The sequence below is a fragment of the Streptomyces sp. NBC_01477 genome, assembly GCF_036227245.1.
Classification (GTDB): Bacteria; Actinomycetota; Actinomycetes; order Streptomycetales; family Streptomycetaceae; genus Actinacidiphila.
This window is the reverse complement of record NZ_CP109445.1, coordinates 6,342,267-6,365,302: the sequence shown is the minus strand read 5'-3', so window position 1 is coordinate 6,365,302 and position 23,036 is coordinate 6,342,267. Positions and strand designations below refer to the sequence as shown.

Below are 23,036 nucleotides of genomic sequence, written 5' to 3'. Positions count from 1 at the left end.
GACTCAGCCGGGGGTACAACCGTGCCCTGCGGGCGTATTGCGGAATAAGCTGACACGTATGGGCGATGTGTTGGCCGGAAACAATGCCGCGTGGGAGTTCGAGCCCGACGCCGTCGTGATCCGGTACAGCCGGGGGGCTCGGGGCGCACGGCTGTTGCAGGCGCTCGGGGAGCGGCGGGTGCCGCACGCGGCACTGGAGTCGGTGGAGCTGGCCGGCGGCCGGCGCGGCCACGTGGTGCTGCGGGCGGTGCCGCGGGCCGGGGCCGATCCGCTGATCGAGGCGGCCGGGGGGCAGTTGAAGGACAGCGCCGACCCGTACCGACTGGTGCTGCCCGAGGAGTTCAGCACCCTGGCGGAGTTCTACCGCGACGAGCTACGCGCGGTGATCGGCGGTCCCGGCGAGGCGCTGAGCCGCTTCCTGGTCGACGCGCCGTCACTGCCGCGGTCCTTCAAGGCCTATGACGGCAAGGCGCTCTTCGACGGACGCACCGTCAGCTTCCGCTGGTTCTGGACCGGCGCGTCCTCGGCGAAGTGGAAGGCGGGCGACCAGAGCTTCCCGGTCGACGAGCTGAGCGGGGTCGACTGGCGCTCCCCCGAGATGCTGCACGGCTATCTGCGGCTGCTGCGCAGGGACGGCGGCGGGCCGCAGCCGGGCGAACCCGACCAGGACCCCGCCGCCGTGATCTTCGGCCTCGGCTACGGCCCGGTGCACGAGTCGCTGCCCTTCGCGGCGGCCGTGCTCGCCGCGATCCGGGCCGTCCGCGTGCGCCAGCAGCCGTAGCCGCTACTCGCGGGCGGCGGAGGTGCTGCTCATGTCCGGGTAGCGGTCGCCGGCGACCTGGGCGGCGATCGGCTCCAGGGCGGCCAGTTCCGCCGCGTCCAGGGTGATCGCGGCCGCGGCGGTGTTCTCCAGCACCCGGGCGGACCTGCGGGTGCCCGGGATCGGCACCACCGGCAGGCCGTGCACCTGGGCCCGCTGGTGCACCCAGGCCAGCGCGATCTGGCCGGGCGTGGCGCCGTGCTCCTGCGCCAGTCGGCGCACCGGCTCCAGCAGGTCGTAGTTGCGCCGGGCGTTCTCCCCGGTGAAGCGCGGCTGGCTGCGCCGGATGTCGCCGTCGGCCAGCTCGCTCCCGGCGTCCTGGAAGGCGCCGGTGAGGAAGCCGCGGCCGAGCGGCGAGTACGGCACGAAGGCCACCCCGAGGTTCGCCGCCGCGCCGACCGCGGACCGCTCCACGTCCCGGCTGAAGAGCGACCACTCGGACTGGATCGCGGTGATCGGGTGCACCGCGTGCGCCTCGCGCAGCTCGGCGCCGGTCACCTCGGAAAGGCCGAGGTGGCGGACCTTGCCCGCGGTCACCAGCTCGCCCATCGCGCCGACCGAGTCGGCCAGCGGCACCTTCGGGTCGCGGCGGTGCATGTAGTACAGGTCGATCACGTCCACGCCGAGCCTGCGCAGGCTGGCGTCGACGGCCTGCCGGATGTACGCGGGGTCGTTGCGGATCGCCCGGTAGGACGGGTCGTCGGCCCTGCGCTCGTTGGCGAATTTCGTGGCGAGGGTGATCTCGTCGCGGTGCGCCTTGACGAAGGGGGCGAGGAATTCCTCGTTCGCGCCCTGGCCGTACATGTCCGCGGTGTCGTAGAGCGTCACCCCGGCCTCGAACGCGGTCTCCAGCGTCTCGCGGGCCGCGGCCTCGTCGGTGTCGCCGTAGAACTCGCTCATGCCCATGCAGCCCAGGCCCTGGACCCCGACCAGCGGTCCGTCCGTACCCAGCCGTACCGTCCCGATCAGTTCAGCCGACATCACGCGCCTGTCCTCTCCGGCGCCAATGCGGCGCCCGCGTAGGTTCCGATCTTGTAGTCGAGCACCGTCAGGGTGTCCCGCAGCTCGGCGATCCGCTGCAGCACGTCCAGCCGGGTGGCCTCCAGCAGCGCCTTGCGCTGCGGCTCCGTGCACTCGCCCGCCCTGACCAGCTCCGCGTACGTGACCATGTCGGCGACCGGCATCCCGGTCAGCCGCAGCTTGCCGACGAAGGCCAGCCAGTCGAGGTCGCGGTTGCTGAAACGGCGCTGCCCGGTGTTCGAGCGGTCCACGTGCGGCATCAGCCCGATCCGCTCGTACCAGCGCAGTGTGTGCGCGCTCATCCCGGTGAAGGCGGCGACCTCGCTGATCGTGTACTGGTCCCGGCCGGCGGGCCGCGGATGCGTGTCCTCGCGGACGCACAGCGCCGCCGGGGCGGTTTCCTCGTTCACCGTCTGCACGACCGTCATGATGTCCACGCTAAGTCCTTGGAGTGCACTCTAGGCAAGTGCGGGCCGCTCCCGCCCGGCCGTCCGGGGTCCGCGCGGGGCTCCCGGGGGCAGGCCCTAAGCTCGCGGGCATGGACAGCCTGCGGTTGATCGATCAGTGGCCGGTGCCGAACGCGGCGGCGGTCGTCGTACGCCGGGACGGCACCGTGGCCGGTACGCACGGGCCGCTCGGGCGGGCCTTCCCGCTCGCGTCGGTGACCAAGCCGCTGACCGCGTACGCGGCGCTCGTCGCGTACGAGGAGGGCGTCTTCGAACTGGACGACCCGGCCGGCCCCGACGGCTCCACGGTGCGCCACCTGCTCGCGCACACCTCGGGGCTCGCGTTCGACGAGCACCGGGTCATGGCCGCGCCCGGCACCCGGCGGATGTACTCGAACGCCGGGTTCGAGGTGCTCGGCGACACGATCGCCAAGGCGGCGGGCATGCCGTTCACCTCCTACCTGGACGAGGCGGTGCTCCAGCCGCTCGGGATGACCGGGACGACGCTGCCGGGCTCGCCGGGCGCGGGCGCGGTCTCCACGGCGGAGGACCTCGGGCGGTTCGCGGCGGAGGTGCAGGCGCCGCGGCTGCTGCACCCGTCCTCCGTGGCGCTGGCCACCCGGGAGGTGAGCTTCCCCGGGCTGCGCGGGGTGCTGCCCGGGTACGGGCTCCAGGACCCCAACGACTGGGGCCTCGGCTTCGAGATCCGCGGGCACAAGTCGCCGCACTGGACCGGGTCCCGGTCGGCTCCGACGACTTTCGGCCACTTCGGGCAGTCCGGCACGTTTCTCTGGTTCGACCCGGGTGCGGGGGCCGCCTGCGCGGTGCTCACGGATCGGGACTTCGGCCCGTGGGCGCAGCCGTTGTGGCCGGCGCTGACCGATGCGGTGCTCTCCGAGCTGGCTGGGGGGGTGTAAGGGGGGTGCCCCTTGGGCCTTCTCGGCGGGTGCCGCGCCGTGGGGGCTGGGCGCGCCGTTCCTCGCGCCCCTGGTGGGGCGGCCCCGGTGGGCACATTTGTGCGGCGTCGGGGCTGGGTGTGGGGTTCCTAGCTGCTGGGCGCTCAGGCGGGGGGCGGCTCGGCGTGCATGGACCAGAAGACGTATTCGGCGCCGCCCGAGGCGAGGGCGGTCAGGGCCGGCTCGCCGGTGATCCGGGCGGCGTCGCCCGGATCGAGCGTCTCCCCCGCGAGGCGGACGGTGCCGCGCAGGACGTGGAGGTAGCCGAACTCGGCCGGGGGCAGCGCCACCTGGTCGGGAACGAGGGGGCGGCCGACCCACAGCGCGGCGGCCCGCTGCCGCAGCCGCAGCGGGGGCGTGGCGTCCGGCGCCCCGGACGCCAGCAGGGTGAGCCCGGGGCCCGCCGGGACCGGCCCGGTGACGGCGGCGTACTGCGGCCCGGCCCCGAAGGCATCGGGGTGCAGCCACATCTGAAGGAACGTCAGCGGCCCCTCGCCGACGTTGTGTTCGACGTGCCGCACCCCGCTGCCGGCGCTCAGCCATTGCGCGTCGCCGGCCCGCAGCCGCGCGACCCGGCCGCCGGTGTCCCGGTGTTCCAGCTCGCCCTCGGTGACCCAGGTGACGATCTCCGTGTCGCGGTGGGTGTGCTCACCGAATCCGGCGCCCGGCGCGAGCCGCTCCTCGTTGCAGGCGACGAGCAGCCCGAACCGTATGTTGTCGGGGTCGTAGAAGCCGGAGAAGGAGAAGGCGTGCCGGGTGTCGACCCCGGCCTCCGGCTCCCCGCCGGCGTAGCGGTCGCCGCCCCGGCGCACGTCGATCATGCCTCTACCGTATGCCGTCGGCAGGGCGGGGGCCCGCCGCCCCGGGAAGCCGGAAAAACCGACCCCATAGGCTTGGCCTCGTGCCGAACGCCTCTCAGTCACCGCAGCCCCCCGCCGAACCCGGTCGCGGGGACCATCCCGCGACGCTGCGCCGACTGGAGAAGTCCGCCGGAAGGCTGGCCGCGAACGCCATCGCGCGGATGGACGCCCAGCTGCCGTGGTATCGGGCGATGCCGCCGGAGAACCGCTCGTGGATCGGCCTGGTGGCGCAGGCCGGGATCGCCGCGTTCACCGAGTGGTTCCGGCACCCCGAGGCGCCGCAGGCGATCAGCACGGACGTGTTCGGTACGGCGCCGCGCGAGCTGACCCGGGCGATCTCGCTGCGGCAGACCGTGGAGATGGTGCGGACCACGATCGAGGTGATGGAGGCCGCGATCGACGAGGTCGCGGCGCCCGGCGACCAGGGGGTGCTGCGCGAGGCGCTGCTCGTCTACGCGCGGGAGATCGCCTTCGCCACCGCGCAGGTGTACGCGCAGGCCGCGGAGGCGCGCGGCGCGTGGGACGCGCGCCTCGAGTCGCTGGTGGTCAACGCGGTGCTGTCGGGCGAGGCCGACGAGGGCGTGCTGTCCCGGGCGGCGGCACTCGGCTGGAATTCGCCGGACAAGATCGTCGTGGTGCTCGGCACCGCGCCGAGCGGGGACAGCGAGCTGACCGTCGAGGCGATCAGGCGGGCGTCCCGGCACGCGAAGCTGCAAGTGCTGACCGGGGTGCTCGGTGAGCGCCTGGTGGTGGTCGCGGGCGGCGACGACGACCCGCTGCGGGTCGCGAAGGCGCTCATCGGGCCGTTCGCGGCCGGCCCCGTGGTGGCCGGGCCCGTGGTGGGCGACCTGCTGTCGGCGACCCGTTCGGCGCAGGCCGCGGCGGCGGGTCTGCGGGCCTGCCACGCGTGGCCGGACGCGCCCCGTCCGGTGTCGTCCGACGACCTGCTGCCGGAGCGCGCGATGGCGGGCGACCGCCATGCGCGTGAGCAATTGGTGGAGGAGATCTACAGGCCTTTGGAAGAAGCGGGCTCGGCGCTGCTGGAGACGCTGAGTGTCTATCTGGAGCAGGCCTCGTCCCTCGAAGGGGCCGCGCGGATGCTGTTCGTGCACCCCAATACCGTGCGCTACCGGCTGCGACGTGTGACCGATGTCACCGGGTGGTCTCCTTCAGACGTACGTTCGGCGTTCACCCTGCGCATCGCCCTCATCCTGGGCAGGCTCTCGGATGCGGAGCGTCCCGGCTGAGCTTTTGTGGGACACCCACAAATCACCTGACAGTTCTTGGTCCCTGTCCCCACCGGCGGTGATCCCCGCTCGCGAGAGAGAGTGTGAAGGTGCTCGTACTCGTCGCTCCCGGCCAGGGCGCACAGACGCCCGGCTTCCTCGCCCCCTGGCTCGAACTCCCCGGCGCCGCCGACCGCCTCGCAGGCTGGTCGGCCGCGGCGGAGCTGGATCTCGCCCACTACGGCACCAAGGCGGACGCGGACGAGATCCGCGACACCAAGGTCGCGCAGCCGCTGCTGGTCGCCGCGGGCCTGCTGTCCGCCGGCGAGCTGGGGCTGACCCCGGACCTGGTGGCCGGCCACAGCGTCGGCGAGATCACCGCGGCCGTACTGGCCGGGGTGCTGTCCGCGCAGGACGCGATGACGTTCGTGGCGGCCCGCGGCCGGGCGATGGCCGACGCGGCGGCGGTGACCGCGACCGGCATGTCCGCGGTGCTCGGCGGCGACCCGGAAGCGGTGGTGGCCCACCTGACGCGGCTGGGGCTGACCCCGGCCAATGTGAACGGGGCCGGCCAGATCGTTGCCGCGGGCACCCTTGAGCAGCTCGCCGCGCTCGCCGAGGACAAGCCGGAGGCGGCCAGGGTACGGCCGCTCAAGGTCGCGGGCGCCTTCCACACCGCCCACATGGCATCCGCGGTCGCGGCGCTGGAGGCGCTCGCCCCCTCGCTGACCGTCGCGGAGCCGACGCTGCCGTATGTTTCGAATGCGGACGGGCAGACGGTGGGCAGCGGCGCCGACGTGGTACGCCGGCTGGTCGCTCAGGTGTCCAATCCAGTGCGCTGGGATTTGTGCATGGAGACGTTCACGGAGCGCGGGGTCACCGCGATCATCGAGGTGTCGCCGGGCGGCACGCTGGTGGGTCTGGCCAAGCGGGCGCTGCCCGGGGTGCGGACGCTGGCGCTCAAGACGCCCGACGACCTCGACGCGGCCCGCGCGCTGGTCGCCGAGTCCGCGGCGCAGGCCGCGGACGCCGCATCCCAGGCCACCCCAGAAAAGGAGCCGTTGCAGCGATGACAGCGAAGATCAATCCGAGCAAGGGCTCCCCGTACGCGCGGATCCTCGGAGTCGGCGGCTACCGCCCCACCCGGGTGGTCACCAACGAGGTGATCCTGGAGAACATCGAGTCCAGCGACGAGTGGATCAGGTCGCGGTCCGGCATCGCCAGCCGGCACTGGGCCGGTCCTGACGAGACGGTGGCGGAGATGTCGCTCGCGGCGGGCGGCAAGGCCCTCGCGGACGCCGGCATCAGCGCCTCGGAGATCGACGCCGTCATCGTCGCGACGGTCTCGCACTTCAAGCAGACCCCCGCGGTCGCCACCGACATCGCGCACCGGATCGGCGCGGGCAAGCCGGCCGCGTTCGACATCTCCGCCGGCTGCGCGGGCTTCACGTACGGCCTCACCCTCGCCAAGAGCATGATCACCGACGGCACCGCCCACCACGTGCTGGTGATCGGTGTGGAGCGGCTGAGCGACCTGACCGACAAGGAGGACCGTACGACGGCCTTCCTGTTCGCCGACGGCGCCGGTGCGGTCGTCGTCGGCCCGTCCAAGGTGCCGGCCATGGGCCCGACGGTGTGGGGCTCCGAGGGCGACAAGTCGGAGACCATCAAGCAGACCGTCTCGTGGGAGGTCTACCGGGACACTCCGGCCGACCAGGTGCGCTTCCCTGCGATCACGCAGGAGGGCCAGGCGGTCTTCCGCTGGGCGGTGTTCGAGATGGCGAAGGTGGCCCAGGAGGCGCTGGACGCCGCCGGGATCACCGCGGACCAGCTCGACGTGTTCATCCCGCACCAGGCGAACATGCGGATCATCGACTCGATGATCAAGACGCTCAAGCTTCCCGACCATGTCGCGGTGGCCCGCGACGTCGAGACCACGGGCAACACCTCCGCCGCGTCCATTCCGCTCGCCATGGAGCGGCTGCTCGCCACGGGCGAGGCCAAGAGCGGGGACACCGCGCTGGTCATCGGCTTCGGGGCGGGTCTCGTGTACGCGGCGACTGTGGTTACTCTCCCCTAGTCACACACACCCTCGCGGCGCAGCAGTCCCGCCCGCCGCGCCATCGGTAACACATCAAGGAGCGCCGTAAACAATGGCCACCCAGGAAGAGATCGTCGCCGGTCTCGCCGAGATCGTGAACGAGATCGCCGGCATCCCCACCGAGGACGTCCAGGTCGACAAGTCCTTCACCGATGACCTGGACGTCGACTCGCTGTCGATGGTCGAGGTCGTCGTGGCGGCGGAGGAGCAGTTCAGCGTCAAGATCCCGGACGACGACGTCAAGAACCTGAAGACCGTCGGCGACGCGGCCGACTACATCCTCAAGGCGCAGCAGGCCTGACGGCGCTGGGCCGAAACGATCCCTCGGCGCGGAGTCCGCGGGATCGCAACCGGGACGACGCGTCTGTCGCCCGCCCTTCTAGACGTGGAGAGACAATTCCTGTGAGCCCGACCAATCGCACCGTGGTCGTCACCGGTATCGGAGCAACCACACCGCTGGGTGGCGACAGCGCGTCGACCTGGGAGGCGCTGCTGGCCGGCCGGTCAGGCGTGCGCCTGCTCGAACAGGACTGGGCGGCCGAGCTGCCGGTAAGGATCGCCGCGCAGATCGCCGTGCAGCCCGGGGACGTGCTGCCCAGGCCGCTGGCCCGCAAGCTGGACCGCAGCGCGCAGTTCGCGCTGATCGCGGCCCGTGAGGCGTGGGCGGACGCCGGCTTCACCGCGAAGGCGGGCGAGGACCCGGCGGTCGACCCCGACCGGCTCGGCGCGGTCGTCGCCTCCGGCATCGGCGGCGTCACGACGCTGCTCGGGCAGTACGACGTCCTCAAGGACCAGGGAGTACGCAAGGTCTCCCCGCACACCGTGCCGATGCTGATGCCCAACAGCCCGTCGGCGAACGTCGGCATCGACATCAACGCCCGGGCCGGCGTGCACACCCCGGTCAGCGCGTGCGCGTCGGGCGCCGAGGCGATCGGCTACGCGGTCGAGATGATCCGCACCGGCCGCGCCGACGTGGTCGTGGCCGGCGGCACCGAGGCGGCGATCCACCCGCTGCCGATCGTCGCCTTCGGCAACATGATGGCGATGTCCAAGAACAATGACGACCCGCAGGGCGCCTCGCGCCCCTACGACGCCGGCCGGGACGGCTTCGTCCTCGGCGAGGGCGCGGGCGTGGTCGTGCTGGAGTCGGTGGAGCACGCGAAGGCGCGCGGCGCCCGGGTGTACGCGGAGCTGGTCGGCCAGGGCATCTCGGCCGACGCGCACCACATCACCCAGCCGGAGCCGACCGGCCGCGGTATCGCGGCGGCACTCCAGCACCTGCTGGACCGCTCGGACCTCAAGCCGGCCGAGATCGTGCACGTCAACGCGCACGCCACGTCCACCCCGCAGGGTGATGTGGCGGAGATCAAGGCGCTGCGGAAGGTGTTCGGGGACGACGTGGACCACATGGCGATCTCCGCCACCAAGTCCATGACCGGCCACCTGCTCGGCGGCGCCGGCGGCATCGAGACGGTCGCCTCCGTGCTGGCCCTCTACCACCGCATCGCCCCGCCGACGATCAACCTCACCGACCAGGACCCGGAGGCCGACGCGGACATCGTCCGCGACAAGGCCCGTCCGCTCCCCGAGGGCACGATCGCGGCCCTGAACGACTCCTTCGGCTTCGGCGGCCACAACGTGGTCCTGGCGCTGCGGAGCTTCAGCGCCTGAGCGCTTACGGGCGCCTCAGCCCGATGGTTGCCGGTGAACCCGGGGGACGGCCCGTCCAGGGCGGTCCCCCGGGTTCGCCGCGTCAGGCGTCGTCCCAGCTGGCGAAGTAGCCCGCCGCCATGTCCTCGGCGGCGTGGCCCTGGGCGGCGGCCCGGTGGAAGCGGGCCGCACCGGCGGCGGCGAGGTCCATGCGGGCGCCGGCCGCCTCGCCCGCGGCCACGATCAGGTCGAGGTCCTTGGCGGCGCCCTGGACGGTGAAGCTGGGGGTGAAGTCGCCGCCGAGGATGGCCGCGGCCTTCATCCGCAGGTAGGGCGTGTCCATGGAGCCGCCCTCGATGGCCTCGAAGAAGCGGTCGGGGTCGACGCCGAGGGCCTTGGCCAGGGCCAGTGTCTCGCCGGTGGCGGCGGTCAGGGCCAGCACCCAGTTGTTGAGCACCAGCTTGAGCCGGCTGGCCGGGCCGTCCGCCGCGGGTCCCGGCAGCCAGACGGTACCGCTGCCGATCGCGTCGAAGACCGCGGCCGCGACCGGCCGGGCGTCCTCGGGGCCCGCGGCCAGTACGGTCAGCTCGCCCGCGTCGGCGACCGAGCGCGTACCGAGGACGGGCGAGTCGAAGAAGACCAGGCCGTGGTCGGCGGCGCGGGCGGCGAGCGCGGCCTGCGCCTCGGGCCCGACGGTGCCGGTCTGCAGCCAGAGCGCGCCGGGTCTGAAGCCCGCGGCGGCGCCGCTGACGGCCGCCTCGGTGGCGGGACCGTCGAGCAGCATGGTGAGGACGGCGTCGGCGTCGCGTACGGCCTCCGCGGGGTCGGCGACGACCCGGACGCCGTCGGCGGCCAGCGGCTGTGCGCGGGACAGGGTGCGGTTCCAGGCGCGGACGTCGTGGCCGGCGGCGGACAGGTTGCGGGCCATCCCGGCGCCCATGAGGCCGGTGCCGAGGACCGCGACGGTGAGTGAGTCGGACATGACCGCAGGCTATGCCGCGGGGGTGGCGGCGGGGAGGGACCAATCGGGTTGCGGGCCGAACCGGAAGCGGACCGCAGGACCGGAGCGGACCCGAGCGGACCGTTCGGGCCCGGCAAGGGGCGGCCCGGGGCGGCCGGCTGAGCGCGGGTCAGACGACCTGGTGCAGCCAGCGGACCGGCGCGCCCTCACCGGCGTAGCGGAACGGCTCCAGCTCGTCGTCCCACGGTTTGCCCAGCAGCCGCGACAGCTCGTCCTCCAGGTCGGCCTCGCCGCTGCGGGCCCGCTGCATGGCGGCGCGCAGCCGGTCCTCGGGGATCAGGATGTCGCCGTGCATGCCGATGACCGCGTGGAAGATGCCCAGCTCGGGCGTGGCGCTGTAGCGCTCGCCCTCGGCGCTGGCGCAGGGCTCAGCGGTGACCTCGAAGCGCAGCAGGTGCCAGCCGCGCAGCGCGGACGCCAGTTTGGAGGCGGTGCCTGGCTGGCCCTGCCAGGAGAATTCGGCACGCCACGTGCCCGGCGCGGCCGGCTGGCGGATCCAGTCCAGGCTGACGCGTACGCCGAGGACGCCCGCGACGGCCCATTCGACATGCGGGCAGAGCGCGCGCGGTGCGGCGTGGACGTACAGAACACCACGTGTCGTCACCGGTACCTCCAGTGTGGGACGAGGTTCGCCTTCCCCAGCGGCCTCAACACCCGAACCGGCTGCTCCCGGGGCAACATGAGACATTCTGCACTATTCGCGGCAAACAGGACAACAACTGATGGTTTGACGCCCGGTCGTGCCCGACCTCCCGTCACATCGATCCGGGTGTCAGGGAAAAAGCTACCGTGCGGCGTCTCTGAGAGCGTGACGTACCGTCGGGCTGTTACCTGATGTCGCCCACACGTCGGAGGGAAGTCCTGTATGCGATCGCTGCCGCGAAGCGGCCTGGCACTGGCCGTGGCCGCCGTTCTGCTGGGCGGATGCTCCTCGGGCGGCTCACCCGGCGGTGGGCGGGCGTCCACGTCGGGGTCGCCCACCGCACACACCTCGCATTCCGCACGCGAGGCGGCGCCCGCCCCGCCGGCCCGCCCGTGGAATGTCCACCCAGTCTCGCTGGCCGCGCTCGGCGACTCCGTCACCCGCGGCTTCGACGCCTGCAAGCCGCTGTCCGACTGCCCCGAGGTGTCCTGGGCGACCGGCTCGCGCAGCTCGGTCGCCAGCATCGCCCAGCGGCTGACCGCGACCGCGCCCGCCACCCGCAGCTGGAACGTCGCCGACAGCGGCGCCAAGATCGCCGAGCTGCCCGACCAGGCGCGGGCGGCCGCGGCGCACCGGCCGGCGATGGTGACGGTGCTGATCGGCGCGAACGACGCCTGTACGTCGCGGCCCGGCACGATGACGTCGGTCGCGGCCTTCCGCACCGCCTTCAAGGCCACCCTGGCGTATCTGCACACGACGCTGCCGAACACCCAGGTCCTGGTCGCCAGCATCCCCGACCTGGAGCGGCTGTGGTCGGTGGGCCGTTCCAATGTGCTGGGCAAGCAGATCTGGAAGCTCGGCCTGTGCCCGTCGATGCTCGGTGACGCCGACTCGCAGAGCGCCGCCGCGAAGGCCAGGCGCACCGCGGTCCGCGACCGGGTGATCGCCTACAACGGGGTGCTGGGACAGGTCTGCGGACAGTACGCGCGCTGCCGTTACGACGGGGGCGCGGTCTTCGGCTACCGCTTCGGCACCGACGAGCTGAGCACCTGGGACTGGTTTCACCCGAACGAGAAGGGTGAGCAGCACCTCGCCGCGCTGCTGGCCGCGGTGGCCTTCCGTCCGCAGGAGTAGACCCGGGGAGAACCGGCCACCGGCGGCGGTCCCCATGCGGACAGAAGCTGACCGCATGCCCGCATAGCGTCTTCCTCATGGACACCACGAAGGATCTCGCTCCCGACGCCGCCGACTCCCCCGTCGGCCTCCCCGGCCGCTGGCTCGGCTACACCGCGGTGCTGGCCGCCAGTGTCATGGACCTGCTGGACTCGACGATCGCGAACGTCGCAGCGCCCTCGATCCGTACGTCGCTGGGCGGCTCCTACGCCGACCTCCAGTGGATCGCCGCGAGCTACACCCTGGCGATGGCGGTCGCGCTGCTCGTCGGCGGGCGGCTCGGCGACATGTTCGGCCGCAAGCGGGTGCTGCTCACCGGGATGGCCGGTTTCGTGGTCGGCTCGATGATCTGCGCGACGGCCCAGAGCCCGTCGATGCTCATCGGCGCCCGGCTCGTGCAGGGCGCCTTCGGCGCGGTCATGATCCCGCAGTGCTTCGGCATACCGCGGGAGATCTTCTCGCCGCGGGAAGTGAAGAAGGCCTGGGGCATCTTCGGACCGATGATGGGCCTGTCGGCGGTGCTCGGCCCGGTGGTCGCGGGAGTGCTCATCCACGCGGACCTCTTCGGCAGCGGCTGGCGGATGATCTTCGGCATCAACCTGCCGATCGGACTGGCCGCGCTCGCCGTGGGCTGGAAGTTCCTGCCGGACATCAAGCCCGCCGCACGCGGTGTACGGCTCGACTCGCTCGGTGTGCTGCTGGCCGGCGCGGGCGCCTTCCTGCTGGTCTTCCCGCTGGTCCAGGGCCGCGAACTGGGCTGGCCCGCCTGGACGCTGGTGATGCTCGCCGCCTCGCTGCCGGTCCTCGGCGTCTTCGCCCTGCACCAGGTCCGCCGCAGCCGCGCCGGGCTCAGCCCGCTGGTCGAGCCGAGCGTCTTCCGCAAGCGCTCCTACGTCTCCGGGGTCGCCTTCGCCATCGCCTTCACCGCCTCGATGGGCGGCATGATCCTCACCCTCGGGGTCTTCCTCCAGGTCGGCCTCGGCTACACCGCGCTGCACTCGGCGCTGGCCACCGCGCCCTGGGCGGTGGGCGCGCTCTTCGGCTCGGCCGGCGGTGCGGTCTTCATGGGCACGCTCGGCCGCAAGGTGCTGCACATCGGCCTGGCCCTGATGGGCGCCGGTGTCCTGGGCCTCTACGCGGTCTTCCAGACCGCGGGCGCGGACCTGACGGCCTGGCAGCTGGCCGCTCCGCTGGTGGTCGGCGGCGCCGGGATGGGCATGATCTTCGTGCCGCTCTTCGACATCATCCTCGGCGGTGTCGAGCCCCACGAGATCGGCTCCGCCTCGGGGACGCTGCAAGCCGTGCAGCAGCTCGGGATGACGCTGGGCATCGCGGCGCTGGGCACGGTCTTCTTCAACATCCTCGGCGACTCGGCCGGCGGCACCGCCGCGCACGTCTCCTCGGCGCTGGACGCCGCGTCCACGACGGCGCTGTGCACCGGGGGGCTGATCGCGGTGGCCTTCCTCCTCGGCTTCTTCCTCCCCCCGGCAGCCCGCCCCCTCCCCGCGGAGGACGCCCCCGCCCCGGCCGCGGAACTCGCCTCGGTCTGAGCACGGTCACGGACTCCACACCCGCGCGCGGTTCCCCGCACCCCTGAAGAGCTTGCCCTCTGCTCCAGAGGCCGAGCCCCGAAGGGGCGCGGGGAACCGCGCGACCGGCCACGACGGCGGCGAAGGCGCAACGCCACCGCAGGAGGCAGCCCCCTGGGGGCGCGGGGAACCGAGCCCCCAGCCACAGCGCACCGCAAGCGCGAAGGCAACAGGACGGGGCAGCCCCTCAGGGGCGCAGGGAACTGCGCGCGCAACCACGACCGCACCGCAAGGTGCAAAGCCCACTGCAAGAGGCACCCGCCCAGGGGCGCGGGGAACCGCGCGACCGGCCACCCGCCCGGGGGGAAGGTCCCGGGACCCGCCCGGAGAGGCAGGGCACGGGGACCCCCCGGAGCACCCGGCTAGGGAATGCGTACCGTCAAAGGCCCGACCGCCAGGTCATACGGCCCCGGCGCCAGCCGCCACGCGCCGTCGGACCACGTCGAGACGGCCCGCCGCGCCAGCGGGACGACGGCCTCGGCCACTTCCCCCGGCCCCGCCGACACCGACGCGAAGCCGGCCAGGACGGCGGGCGCACCGGCCTCGGACCCGGTCAGGTAGAGCTGGACGACCTCCCGTCCGGCCCGGCGGCCGACATTGCGGACCCGGACCGTCACCGAGGCCAGCTCCGCCTCGCCGGACCCGGGCAGGGCGCTCAGCTCCTCGTACGCCCACGAGGTGTAGCCGAGCCCGTGCCCGAAGGGATACGCCGGGGCGGGGACGCCGGGGCGCCGCCAGGCCCGGTAGCCGACGAGGACCCCTTCGTCGTAGGCCAGTACGCCCGCGCGAGGCGTCACCTCGGTGACGGGCGCGTCGGCGAGCCGGACCGGCCAGGTCGTGGGGAGCCGCCCGCCCGGCTCGGTCACGCCGAGCAGGATGTCCGCGAGGGCGGCGCCGCCCTCCTGGCCGGGGAACCAGCACACGAGCACCGCCGCGACCTCGTCGCGCCACGGAAGCTCCACCGGGGCGCCGGAGTTGACGATGACCACGGTCCGCGGGTTGGCCGCGGCGACCCGGGCGACGAGTTCGTCCTGCCGCCCCGGCAGCCGCAGGTCCCGCCGGTCGAAGCCCTCGGACTCGACGCGCTCGGTGGTGCCGACCACCACGACCGCGGTGTACGCGGCCCGCGCCGCCGCGACGGCCTCGGTCAGCAACTCCTCCTCATCCCGCTCGGGTCCGCCGTGCAGCAGGCTGAACCCGACCGCCTGGACGGGCAGTTCCACGGCCTTGGGCGGCAGGTGCAGCAGGCTCACCGGCACCGGCTCGCCCGCCGCGAGGCGTACCGTGCCGCGCTGCGTCGGCGTACCGAAGAAGGCCTCGAAGGGGTCGCTGTGCGGGTCGAACTGCGGGCCGTCGTAGAGGGTGCGGCCCGCGACGGTGAGGGTGAAGGCGCCGGTGCCGCGGGTGCCGAAGCGGTGGTCGCCGTCGACCGCGGGGGTGAAGGTGCCGCACACCTCGACGGAGTGCAGCTCGTCGTAGTCGACGCCGGGCGGCAGCTCGCCGAACCACTGGAGCTGCCCCGACGGCAGTGCCTCCGAGCCGAGTTCGTGCCCGTCCGCGGCTCGGGCCACCGCCCGCAGCGCGAACCCGGCCGCGGCGGGCGCCAGTTCCTCGCTGGGGTCGGCGCCGAGCGCGTATCCGAGCCGTACGCCTGCGGGCAGCGCGTCCCGCAACGCGTCGAGCAGCGGGACCACGTGCCCGGGGAAGACCTGCGCGGATCCGCCGCCCAGGATGCGCGGTTCGCGCGCCGCGGCGCCGATCAGTGCGACGCCGCCGTGCACGGCTGCGGCGTCCAGCGGCAGGACCGGGGCCTCGTCGCGTATCGCGTTGCGCAGCAGTACGCAGCCGCGGCCCGCGATCTCCCGGGCGAGCGCGTCCCCGTCGACCGCCGCGGGCCGGTCGGCCGGTGCGACGGCGGCGGGCGCGCCGGCCAGCAGCCCGACCCGGGCGGCCAGCCGCAGCACCCGGCGCGCGGCGGCCTCGACCAGCTCCTCCTCGACCTCGCCGGCCCTGACGGCGGCGGCCAGTGCCTCGCCGTAGACGGTGTGCGGCCCGGGCATCGCCAGGTCGAGGCCGCCGCGGATCGCACCCACGGTGGAGCGGGCGGCCAGCCAGTCGGAGACGACGACCCCGTCGAAGCCCCACTCGCCGCGCAGCACACCGCCGATGAGGTCGGCGTGCTCGGTCATGGTCACGCCGTTCACCGCGTTGTACGCCGCCATGACGCCCCACGGGCGGGCGCCGGTGACGATCGCCTCGAAGGGCGCGAGATACAGCTCGCGCAACGGGCGCGCGGCGATGCGGTTGTCGACGGTGAAGCGGTCGGTCTCCGCCTCGTTGCCGACGAAGTGCTTGACGGTGACGCCGACTCCGCCGTCCTGCACGCCGAGCACATAGCCGGTGCCGATCGCCCCGGTGAGCAGCGGGTCCTCGCTGTACGCCTCGAAGTGCCGCCCGCCCAGCGGGCTGCGGTGCAGGTTGACCGTCGGCGCCAGCAGCACGTGCACGCCCTTGCGGTTCGCCTCCTGGGCCAGCAACCGGCCTGCCCTGCGGGCGAGTTCGGGGTCCCAGGTGGCGGCGAGCGCGGTGGGGCTGGGCAGTGCGACCGACGGGTCGTCGGCCGTCCAGCGCCTGCCGCGTACGCCGATGGGTCCGTCCGACATCACCAGCGAGCCGAGCCCGATGGCCGGGAGCGCGGGCAGCGACCACATGTCGTGCCCGGCCAGCAGCCGTGCCTTGTCATCGAGGCCGAGTGTCCGCAGCGCGGCCTCCACGGCCCGCTCGCGCTCGGCGTCTCCCGTTTCGACCGTCATCGCTCCATGCTGGACCGGAGACGCCCGACTGCCTGCCGTACGGTAGGCATAGTTGCCAATCCGTGATCTTACAGGGGTGGTTGTGCCGAGGACCAGAAGTGATCGCGGTGAACGGCGGGCCGAGATCATCCAGGCGGCGACCGAGGTGATCGGGGAGCGCGGCTATCGCGGTGCCACGCTCGCCGCGGTCGCGGAGCGGGTGGGGCTCACCCAGCAGGGGCTGATGCACCACTTCCCCACCAAGGAGGCACTGCTGGTCGCGGTGCTCGACGCCCGCGACCAGTGGGACACGGCGTCGGCGGCGCTGCGCGGCCGGGAGTGGCCGCTGGACATCGTCGCCGAGCTGGTCGAGTACAACGCGACCCGGCCGGGCATCGTCCAGGCCTTCACGGTGCTGGTCGGCGACAGCGTGACCGACGGCCATCCGGCGCAGGAGCACTTCCGTGAGCGGTACGCCCGGGTCCGCGCGGGCGGCGCCGACGCGCTGCGGGCGGCGTACGGGGAGAGCCTGCCCGGCGGTCTGACGCCCGAGCGGGCGGCGGCGCTGCTCGCCGCCGTGATGGACGGCCTCCAGATCCAGTGGCTGCTGGACCCGGAGGCCGTCGACATGCCGTCCGCATTCCGCGACTTCCTGGCCCTGCTGACCCCGCCGCCGGCCGGCCCGCGGTAGCCCGGGCGGCCGGCGCGGGGCGTCGGGGTCAGACGACGGACAGGGTGACCGCCACATTGCCGCGGGTCGCGTTGGAGTACGGGCACACCTCGTGCGCCCGCTCCACCAGCGCCGCCGCGGCGTCCGCGTCGAGGCCGGGGATCGAGACCTCGATCGCGACGGTGATCCCGTAGGCCTCGCCTTCGGTCTTACCCAGGCCGACCTTCGTGGTCACCCGGGAGCCGGAGATGTCGGTCTTCGCCATCCGGGCGATCACCGAGAGCGCGCTCTGGAAACAGGCGCTGTAACCGGCGGCGAACAGCTGCTCGGGGTTGGTCCCCGCGCCGGTGCCGCCCAGCTCCACGGGCGGGTTGACGATGACATCGAGCTTGCCGTCGTCCGTGGCGACCCGCCCGTCGCGACCGTTCTCTGCGGTGGCGACGGCGGTGTACAGGACGTCTACGAACTGGATGGCCATGAAAGGGTCCTCCTCGGCGGCAGGTCGTCGCGCCTGCGGCATTCGGGTGAAGCCGGGGGCGTGCTCGACCCCGGCGGCTGGTCATTCCGGGAGGGCGACAACCGTCTTCCCGGTGTTCTCTCCGCGCAGCATTCCGAGGAACGCCGCCACGGCCTGGTCGATTCCGGTGACGACGGTCTCGCGGTAGCGCAGCTTCCCGTCCCGCAGCCAGCCCCCCACGTCGCGGACGAAGTCCGGCTTGAGGTCCTGGTGGTCGCGCACCAGGAAGCCGCGCAGCGTGATCCGCCGGCCGACCAGCAGGCCGAGATTGCGGGGCCCGGGCGCGGGCTCGATGTCGTTGTAGGCGGAGATGGCCCCGCACAGCGCGGCCCGCCCGTGCACCCGCAGCGCGGAGATCGCCGCCTCCAGGTGCTCGCCGCCGACGTTGTCGAAGTAGACGTCGATGCCGTCCGGCGCCGCGTCCTTCAACTGGGCGGCCACCGGGCCGTTCTTGTAGTTGAAGGCGGCGTCGAAGCCGTACTCGTCCACCAGCAGCGCGCACTTCTCGTCGGTGCCGGCGCTGCCGATCACCCGGGCGGCCCCCTTGAGCCTGGCGATCTGGCCCACCTGGTTGCCGACCGCGCCGGCCGCGCCGGAGACGAAGACCGTCTCGCCCGCGGTGAATTCGGCGGCCCGCAGCAGGCCCGCGTAGGCGGTCAGCCCGGTCATGCCGAGCACTCCGAGGTAGGCCGGCAGCGGGGCCTGCGCCGGGTCGACGACGGCCGCCTGCGCGGCGTCCACCAGCGCGTACTCACGCCAGCCGAGCCCGTGCAGCACATGGTCGCCGACCGCGACGCCGTCCGCCGCGGAGGCCACCACCCGGCCGACCGCGCCGCCGAGCATGGGCCGGTCCAGCTCGTAGGGCGGGGCGTACGACTTCACGTCGTTCATCCGGCCGCGCATATAGGGGTCGACGGACAGGAAGAGGTTGCGCACCAGGATCTGGCCCGGCTCCGGCTCGGGGTTCGGGGTCTCGACCAGCGCGAAGTCCGCCGGCGTGGGCCAGCCGTGCGGCCTGGCGGCCAGCTGCCAGGCACGGCCGGTGGGCGTACTCGTGGACATGAGGCGATCCGTCTCCTTCCGCCACAGGGTCACCGCGGCAAAGATCCAGGCACTCAATTAACCATGGATCACCGGGATCGGGGGCCGCATTGGGGCCGGTGGCCGCGCCGCCCTACTGGCACCACCACAGCACCCGCCTGCACGTCGGCGAGGGCGGCGGGGGCGGTGTGCGGGTCGGCTCCGGCGTCGCGCTCGGCGGGGCGCTGCCGGGAGTGGCCGGCGCGCTCGCGGTGGCCGTGGGCGGGGCCGTGGTGGCGGGCCGGGTCGGCGTCGCGCCCGCGGGGGTGCCCGGGGTGGCGGTCGGGCTCCGCGCGGGGTGCGGGCCGCCCGCGGGGGCGCCGCTCGTGCGCGGCCCGGCGGATCCGCCGACGGCGCCGGTGGCGTCCGGCGCGGCGGTGCCGGCCGGCGCGTGCGTGACATCGGTCACGGGCGGCTCTGCGGGTTCCGTACCGCCGGAGGCGCCGCCGGACAGCGCGGCCATCGAGAACATCGCCATCGCGCCGGCCACCGCCACCAGTCCGACCCCGTAGACGGCGGTCCGCTGGTGCCGCCCGCGGGCCTGGCGGCGCCGCCTGCCGCGGGCCGCCGCCCGCCCGCCGCCGGACCGCGGTGGATCACCGGCGGCGTCGTCCTCGCTGATCAGGGGCAGTTGCGCGGTCTCGCCGACCTGCGGCGTCATCAGCTGGTCGGCGGCCGTGCCGCACCCCGGGCAGGAGTAGGCGCCGTTGAGGTGCCGGCGGCACGTGTGGCAGTAGTCCATGGCGCAACGGACCCTATGGGACGCCTGTGACGCGGGGGAAACCCGACCTGCCGATTGCCGTTGCTTTGCCAGGAAATTCCCTCGCACCCCAAATCGACGCAGGTGGGGACCTTGACGGCACCCCGGTGCACGCCCTGTAATAAGGCTGCCCTAACCTGGATAAGGACTGCCTTACCTTACGATCACGGCCTCACGACAGCACCGCACCACGCCCCACGACCCCGGCCACGACCGCACCTCACGGCCACTCCCGCGTCCGAAGGACCCCCATGCTGCCCACGTTCGTCATCGGCTTCCGCGAAGGTCTGGAGGCTGCCCTCATCGTGGGCATCATCGCCTCCTTTCTCGGCCAGCAGGGCCGCCGGGACGCGCTGAAGAAGGTGTGGCTCGGGGTCGCCATCGCGGTGGCGATCTGCGTCGCGGTCGCCATCGCGCTCCAGGTCTACTCCAGCGACCTGCCGCAGAAGCAGCAGGAGCAGCTGGAGACGGTGGTCGGCGTCATCGCCGTGCTGATGGTCAGCTACATGGTGCTGTGGATGAAGCGCCACTCCCGCGACCTGCGCAAGGACCTGGAGGGCGCGGCCGGCCGCGCGCTGTCCGAGGGCTCCGCGTCGGCGCTGGTGCTGATGGCCTTCCTGGCCGTGCTGCGCGAGGGCTTCGAGACCGCGGTCTTCCTGCTGGCCACCTTCAACGAGAGCGACAACCCGGCCTACGGCGGCACCGGAGCCGGGCTCGGCATCCTCCTGGCCGCCGTGGTCGGCTACGGCATCTACCGCGGCGGTGTGAAGCTCAACCTCTCCCGCTTCTTCCGGGCCACCGGCGTCGTCCTGGTGCTGGTCGCGGCCGGCCTGGTGGCCACCGCGCTGATGACCGCCGCCGAGGGCGGCTGGCTGGAGCAGGGCACCCGGGCCTTCGACCTGTCCTGGCTGGTGCGCCCCGGCACCCCGGCCTCCTCCGTGGTCACCGGCGTACTCGGCATCCAGCCGTACCCCGACTGGACGATGGTCACCGGCTGGCTGGTCTACGCCGTCCCGATGGCCGCCGTCGTGCTGTGGCCGGCCCGCCCGCGCAAGGCCCGCCTCCCGCAGCCCGCCACCGACTGACCCGCAGCGCGCCGTCCCCGCCCGTCCCCTACGTACGCACACCCCAACAGGAGCTGACCGTGAACCCCCGAGCCACCCACCGCCGCACACTGGCCTGCGCGGCCACCGTGATCACCGCGGGCCTGCTGCTGACCGCCTGCGGCGGCGACAAGGACGACTCGAAGGGCTCCGCGCCGGCCGACGCCAAGAACGCCGGTGCCAAGTCCTCGACCGTCACCATCGGCATCAGCGACAAGGGCTGCGCGCCGACCCCGGCCACCGCGCCCGCGGGCACGGTGAAGTTCGACGTCAGCAACAAGGGCTCCGCGAAGGTCACCGAGGCCGAACTGCTGGACGGCGGCAAGATCCTGGGCGAGAAGGAGAACCTGACGCCCGGCCTGTCCGGCGACTTCACCCTCACCCTGGACGCCGGCACCTACCAGGTCTACTGCCCGGGCGCGAAGACCGAGAAGACCGACTTCAAGGTCACCGGCGCCGCGAAGAAGACCTGGAAGGACGACCCCCAGCTGGTCACCGCCACCCAGCAGTACGCGACCTGGGTCACCGGCGAGGTCAAGGAACTGGTCACCGGCACCGACGCGTTCACCGCAGCGGTCAAGGCCGGCAAGACCGACCAGGCCAAGACGCTCTACGGCAAGGCGCGCGTCCACTACGAGCGCATCGAGTCCACCGCCGAGGTCTGGGGCGACATCGACGGCCGCATCGACGGCCGGATCGACGACGCGCCGAGCCCCGCCGACTTCACCGGCTTCCACCGCATCGAGCAGGAGCTGTGGACGAAGAACTCCACCGCCGGACTCGGCGCGCTCGCCGACCAGTTGAGCGCCGATGTGCACGAGCTGTACACCAAGGTGCAGACCGTGGAATACCAGCCGGCCGCGATCGCCAACGGCGCCACCGACCTGGTCAACGAGATCCAGTCCTCCAAGATCACCGGTGAGGAGGAGCGCTACTCGCACATCGACCTGCTCGACTTCGACGGCAACCTGGCCGGCGCGAACAAGGCGGTCGGCGTGCTCCTGCCGGCGCTCACGGCGAAGGACCCGGCGCTCGCCACGACCGTCGCCCAGCGCTACCAGGCGACCGCCGACGCGCTCAAGGCGTACGCGGCCACGCCCGGTTACGAGGACAGCGGCTACGTCGACTACAGCAAGGTCACCGCGGACCAGCGCCGCGTCCTGGCCCAGGCCGTCGACGCCTACGCCGAGTCGGTGTCCAAGATCGCCGGAAAGATCGCCTGACCCATGACCGCCGCCCACGACCCCGCACAGGACCCGGACCGCGACTCCGTCGAGGACGGCACTCCTGACATCACCCCGGACCAGGCGCCGCGCGGACAAGGCCCCGCGCCGGCCGCCGTCAGCAGGCGACGGCTGCTCGGGGCGGTCGGGGCGGGGGCGGCGGTCGCCGGTGCCGCCCTCGGAGCGGGCGGCACCGCGCTGGCCCACCGCGACAGCGACTCCGGCAGCGGCAGCGGGGCCGCGGGCGCCACGGCCGCCACCGTCGACTTCCGCGGCGGCCACCAGGCGGGCATCGCCACCCCGTCCCAGGACCGGCTGTGCTTCGCGACCTTCGACGTGGCGCCGGCCGCGACCCGCGCCGACCTGGCCGCGCTGCTCACCACCTGGACGGCCGCGGCCGAGGCGATGACCCTGGGCCACCCGGTGCCGGGGGACGAGGGCGACCTCAACACCCCGCCGGACGACACCGGCGAGGCGGCCGACCTGACCCCGGGCCGGCTCACGATCACCATCGGCTACGGGCCCGCGCTCTTCGACGACCGCTTCGGCCTCGCCGCCCGCCGCCCGAGCGCGCTGCGGACGCTGCCGCAACTGCCGGGCGAGAACCTGGACCCGGCGGTCACCGGCGGCGACCTGTGCGTCCAGGCCTGCGCCGACGACCCCCAGGTCGCCTTCCACGCGGTACGCAACCTGCGCAGGCTCGGCTTCGGCACCGTCCTGCCGCGCTGGATGGAACTGGGCTTCGGGCGCACCTCGTCCACCTCCCCGCAGCAGGCCACCCCGCGCAACCTGATGGGCTTCAAGGACGGCACCCGCAACATCGACGCCCGCGACGAGGCCGTGATGGGGCAGCACGTCTGGATCGGCGCCGAGGAGCCGCAGCGCTGGGTGCGCGGCGGCGCGTACCTGGTGAGCCGCAAGATCCGGATGCGGATGGAGCAGTGGGACCGCGACCGGCTCGGCGACCAGCAGGACGTCTTCGGCCGCTACAAGACCAGCGGTGCCCCGCTGACCGGCCACAGCGAGTTCGACACCCCGGACTTCGCCGCGAAGTCCGGCGGGGAGTACGTCATCCCGGACCGCGCGCACATCCGGCTGGCCTCGCCCGAGCACAACAAGGGCCTGCGCATCCTGCGGCGCGGCTACTCCTACACCGACGGCATCGACGCGGAGACCGGCGACCTGCTGGGCGGGCTGTTCTTCATCGCGTTCATGAACAGCCCGGACCGCTTCGTCACCCTCCAGCGGGTGCTGGGCGCGCACGACTCGCTCAACGAGTACATCCAGCACATCGGCAGCGGTGTCTTCGTCGCGCCGCCGGGACTGGCGGCAGGGCAGGACTGGGGCCGCCAGCTCTTCGGCTGAGGCCGGGCCGCCCGCCCACCC

General features: G+C 73.2%; 22 protein-coding genes. 13 read left to right on the top strand and 9 right to left on the bottom strand.

The features are described 5' to 3' along the window. Nucleotides 1–58: 58 nt before the first annotated feature. The gene (locus OHA86_RS27040; protein ID WP_329179282.1) at nt 59–781 is read left to right on the top strand and encodes a DUF4429 domain-containing protein; all 723 of its coding nucleotides are present in this window, start codon (nt 59–61) and stop codon (nt 779–781) included. Between the two features lie 3 nt (nt 782–784). Here OHA86_RS27040 and OHA86_RS27035 read toward each other — a convergent pair whose 3' ends face one another. Together OHA86_RS27035 and OHA86_RS27030 are read right to left on the bottom strand one after the other, a co-directional pair. Beyond that, nucleotides 785–1,801: an aldo/keto reductase gene (locus tag OHA86_RS27035; RefSeq protein WP_329179280.1), complete on the bottom strand. Its 1,017-nt coding sequence runs from the start codon at nt 1,799–1,801 to the stop codon at nt 785–787. Then, on the bottom strand, nt 1,801–2,268 hold the full coding sequence (locus OHA86_RS27030) for a MerR family transcriptional regulator (protein ID WP_329182571.1): 468 nt from the start codon (nt 2,266–2,268) through the stop codon (nt 1,801–1,803). The genes OHA86_RS27035 and OHA86_RS27030 overlap by 1 nt, the downstream gene beginning before the upstream one ends. Before the next feature lie 110 nt (nt 2,269–2,378). Here OHA86_RS27030 and OHA86_RS27025 point away from each other — a divergent pair, with 110 nt between their 5' ends. Beyond that, nucleotides 2,379–3,203, top strand: coding sequence for a serine hydrolase domain-containing protein (locus tag OHA86_RS27025; RefSeq protein WP_329179279.1), 825 nt, complete (start codon nt 2,379–2,381; stop codon nt 3,201–3,203). Between the two features lie 143 nt (nt 3,204–3,346). Here the strand turns inward: OHA86_RS27025 and OHA86_RS27020 are convergent, their stop codons facing one another. Further along, nucleotides 3,347–4,063 carry a pirin family protein gene (locus OHA86_RS27020; protein WP_329179278.1) on the bottom strand — a complete coding sequence of 239 codons (717 nt, stop codon included), beginning with the start codon at nt 4,061–4,063 and terminating at the stop codon, nt 3,347–3,349. 80 nt (nt 4,064–4,143) lie between these two features. Between OHA86_RS27020 and OHA86_RS27015 the strand changes: the two genes are divergently transcribed. From OHA86_RS27015 to fabF, 5 genes are all read left to right on the top strand, one after another. Further along, nucleotides 4,144–5,349 carry a PucR family transcriptional regulator gene (locus OHA86_RS27015; protein WP_329179276.1) on the top strand — a complete coding sequence of 402 codons (1,206 nt, stop codon included), beginning with the start codon at nt 4,144–4,146 and terminating at the stop codon, nt 5,347–5,349. A gap of 89 nt (nt 5,350–5,438) precedes the next feature. Further along, on the top strand, nt 5,439–6,401 hold the full coding sequence (locus tag OHA86_RS27010; protein WP_329179274.1) for an ACP S-malonyltransferase: 963 nt from the start codon (nt 5,439–5,441) through the stop codon (nt 6,399–6,401). Further along, nucleotides 6,398–7,408 (top strand): ketoacyl-ACP synthase III, encoded by a 1,011-nt coding sequence (locus OHA86_RS27005; RefSeq protein WP_329179272.1) that lies wholly within the window; start codon nt 6,398–6,400, stop codon nt 7,406–7,408. Before OHA86_RS27010 ends, OHA86_RS27005 begins: the two co-directional genes overlap by 4 nt. A 73-nt stretch (nt 7,409–7,481) precedes the next feature. Further along, complete coding sequence (locus OHA86_RS27000; protein ID WP_329179270.1) at nt 7,482–7,730, top strand: acyl carrier protein; 249 nt, start codon at nt 7,482–7,484, stop codon at nt 7,728–7,730. 101 nt (nt 7,731–7,831) lie between these two features. After that, the gene (gene fabF / locus OHA86_RS26995; protein WP_329179268.1) at nt 7,832–9,100 is read left to right on the top strand and encodes a beta-ketoacyl-ACP synthase II; all 1,269 of its coding nucleotides are present in this window, start codon (nt 7,832–7,834) and stop codon (nt 9,098–9,100) included. Between the two features lie 82 nt (nt 9,101–9,182). Here the strand turns inward: fabF and OHA86_RS26990 are convergent, their stop codons facing one another. Together OHA86_RS26990 and OHA86_RS26985 are read right to left on the bottom strand one after the other, a co-directional pair. After that, nucleotides 9,183–10,061 carry an NAD(P)-dependent oxidoreductase gene (locus OHA86_RS26990; protein WP_329179267.1) on the bottom strand — a complete coding sequence of 293 codons (879 nt, stop codon included), beginning with the start codon at nt 10,059–10,061 and terminating at the stop codon, nt 9,183–9,185. Nucleotides 10,062–10,209: 148 nt separating this feature from the next. Further along, nucleotides 10,210–10,704: a DUF3145 domain-containing protein gene (locus OHA86_RS26985; protein ID WP_329179265.1), complete on the bottom strand. Its 495-nt coding sequence runs from the start codon at nt 10,702–10,704 to the stop codon at nt 10,210–10,212. Between the two features lie 261 nt (nt 10,705–10,965). Between OHA86_RS26985 and OHA86_RS26980 the strand changes: the two genes are divergently transcribed. Next, the gene (locus OHA86_RS26980; protein ID WP_329179263.1) at nt 10,966–11,877 is read left to right on the top strand and encodes an SGNH/GDSL hydrolase family protein; all 912 of its coding nucleotides are present in this window, start codon (nt 10,966–10,968) and stop codon (nt 11,875–11,877) included. 77 nt (nt 11,878–11,954) lie between these two features. Further along, nucleotides 11,955–13,466: an MFS transporter gene (locus OHA86_RS26975; protein WP_329179261.1), complete on the top strand. Its 1,512-nt coding sequence runs from the start codon at nt 11,955–11,957 to the stop codon at nt 13,464–13,466. A 401-nt stretch (nt 13,467–13,867) separates the two neighbouring features. Here OHA86_RS26975 and OHA86_RS26970 read toward each other — a convergent pair whose 3' ends face one another. Beyond that, nucleotides 13,868–16,318 (bottom strand): beta-glucosidase family protein, encoded by a 2,451-nt coding sequence (locus OHA86_RS26970; protein ID WP_329179259.1) that lies wholly within the window; start codon nt 16,316–16,318, stop codon nt 13,868–13,870. Nucleotides 16,319–16,400: 82 nt separating this feature from the next. Between OHA86_RS26970 and OHA86_RS26965 the strand changes: the two genes are divergently transcribed. After that, nucleotides 16,401–16,988, top strand: a complete 588-nt coding sequence (locus tag OHA86_RS26965) for a TetR/AcrR family transcriptional regulator (protein ID WP_329179257.1) — start codon at nt 16,401–16,403, stop codon at nt 16,986–16,988. Between the two features lie 28 nt (nt 16,989–17,016). Here OHA86_RS26965 and OHA86_RS26960 read toward each other — a convergent pair whose 3' ends face one another. The 3 genes from OHA86_RS26960 to OHA86_RS26950 all read right to left on the bottom strand — a co-directional run bounded on the left by OHA86_RS26960 (nt 17,017) and on the right by OHA86_RS26950 (nt 19,306). Continuing rightward, on the bottom strand, nt 17,017–17,445 hold the full coding sequence (locus tag OHA86_RS26960) for an organic hydroperoxide resistance protein (RefSeq protein ID WP_329179256.1): 429 nt from the start codon (nt 17,443–17,445) through the stop codon (nt 17,017–17,019). Between the two features lie 81 nt (nt 17,446–17,526). Beyond that, nucleotides 17,527–18,546: an NADP-dependent oxidoreductase gene (locus OHA86_RS26955; protein ID WP_329179255.1), complete on the bottom strand. Its 1,020-nt coding sequence runs from the start codon at nt 18,544–18,546 to the stop codon at nt 17,527–17,529. A 112-nt stretch (nt 18,547–18,658) separates the two neighbouring features. Further along, on the bottom strand, nt 18,659–19,306 hold the full coding sequence (locus OHA86_RS26950; RefSeq protein WP_329179253.1) for an SCO2400 family protein: 648 nt from the start codon (nt 19,304–19,306) through the stop codon (nt 18,659–18,661). Between the two features lie 269 nt (nt 19,307–19,575). Here OHA86_RS26950 and efeU point away from each other — a divergent pair, with 269 nt between their 5' ends. From efeU to efeB, 3 genes are read left to right on the top strand one after another with little or no spacing between them, the layout of a single operon-like run. After that, nucleotides 19,576–20,409: an iron uptake transporter permease EfeU gene (gene efeU, locus OHA86_RS26945; protein ID WP_329179251.1), complete on the top strand. Its 834-nt coding sequence runs from the start codon at nt 19,576–19,578 to the stop codon at nt 20,407–20,409. A 59-nt stretch (nt 20,410–20,468) separates the two neighbouring features. Then, the gene (gene efeO, locus OHA86_RS26940) at nt 20,469–21,650 is read left to right on the top strand and encodes an iron uptake system protein EfeO (RefSeq protein WP_329179249.1); all 1,182 of its coding nucleotides are present in this window, start codon (nt 20,469–20,471) and stop codon (nt 21,648–21,650) included. A 3-nt stretch (nt 21,651–21,653) separates the two neighbouring features. Beyond that, nucleotides 21,654–23,015 (top strand): iron uptake transporter deferrochelatase/peroxidase subunit, encoded by a 1,362-nt coding sequence (gene efeB / locus OHA86_RS26935; RefSeq protein ID WP_329179248.1) that lies wholly within the window; start codon nt 21,654–21,656, stop codon nt 23,013–23,015. The last annotated feature ends 21 nt before the right edge of the window (nt 23,016–23,036 follow it).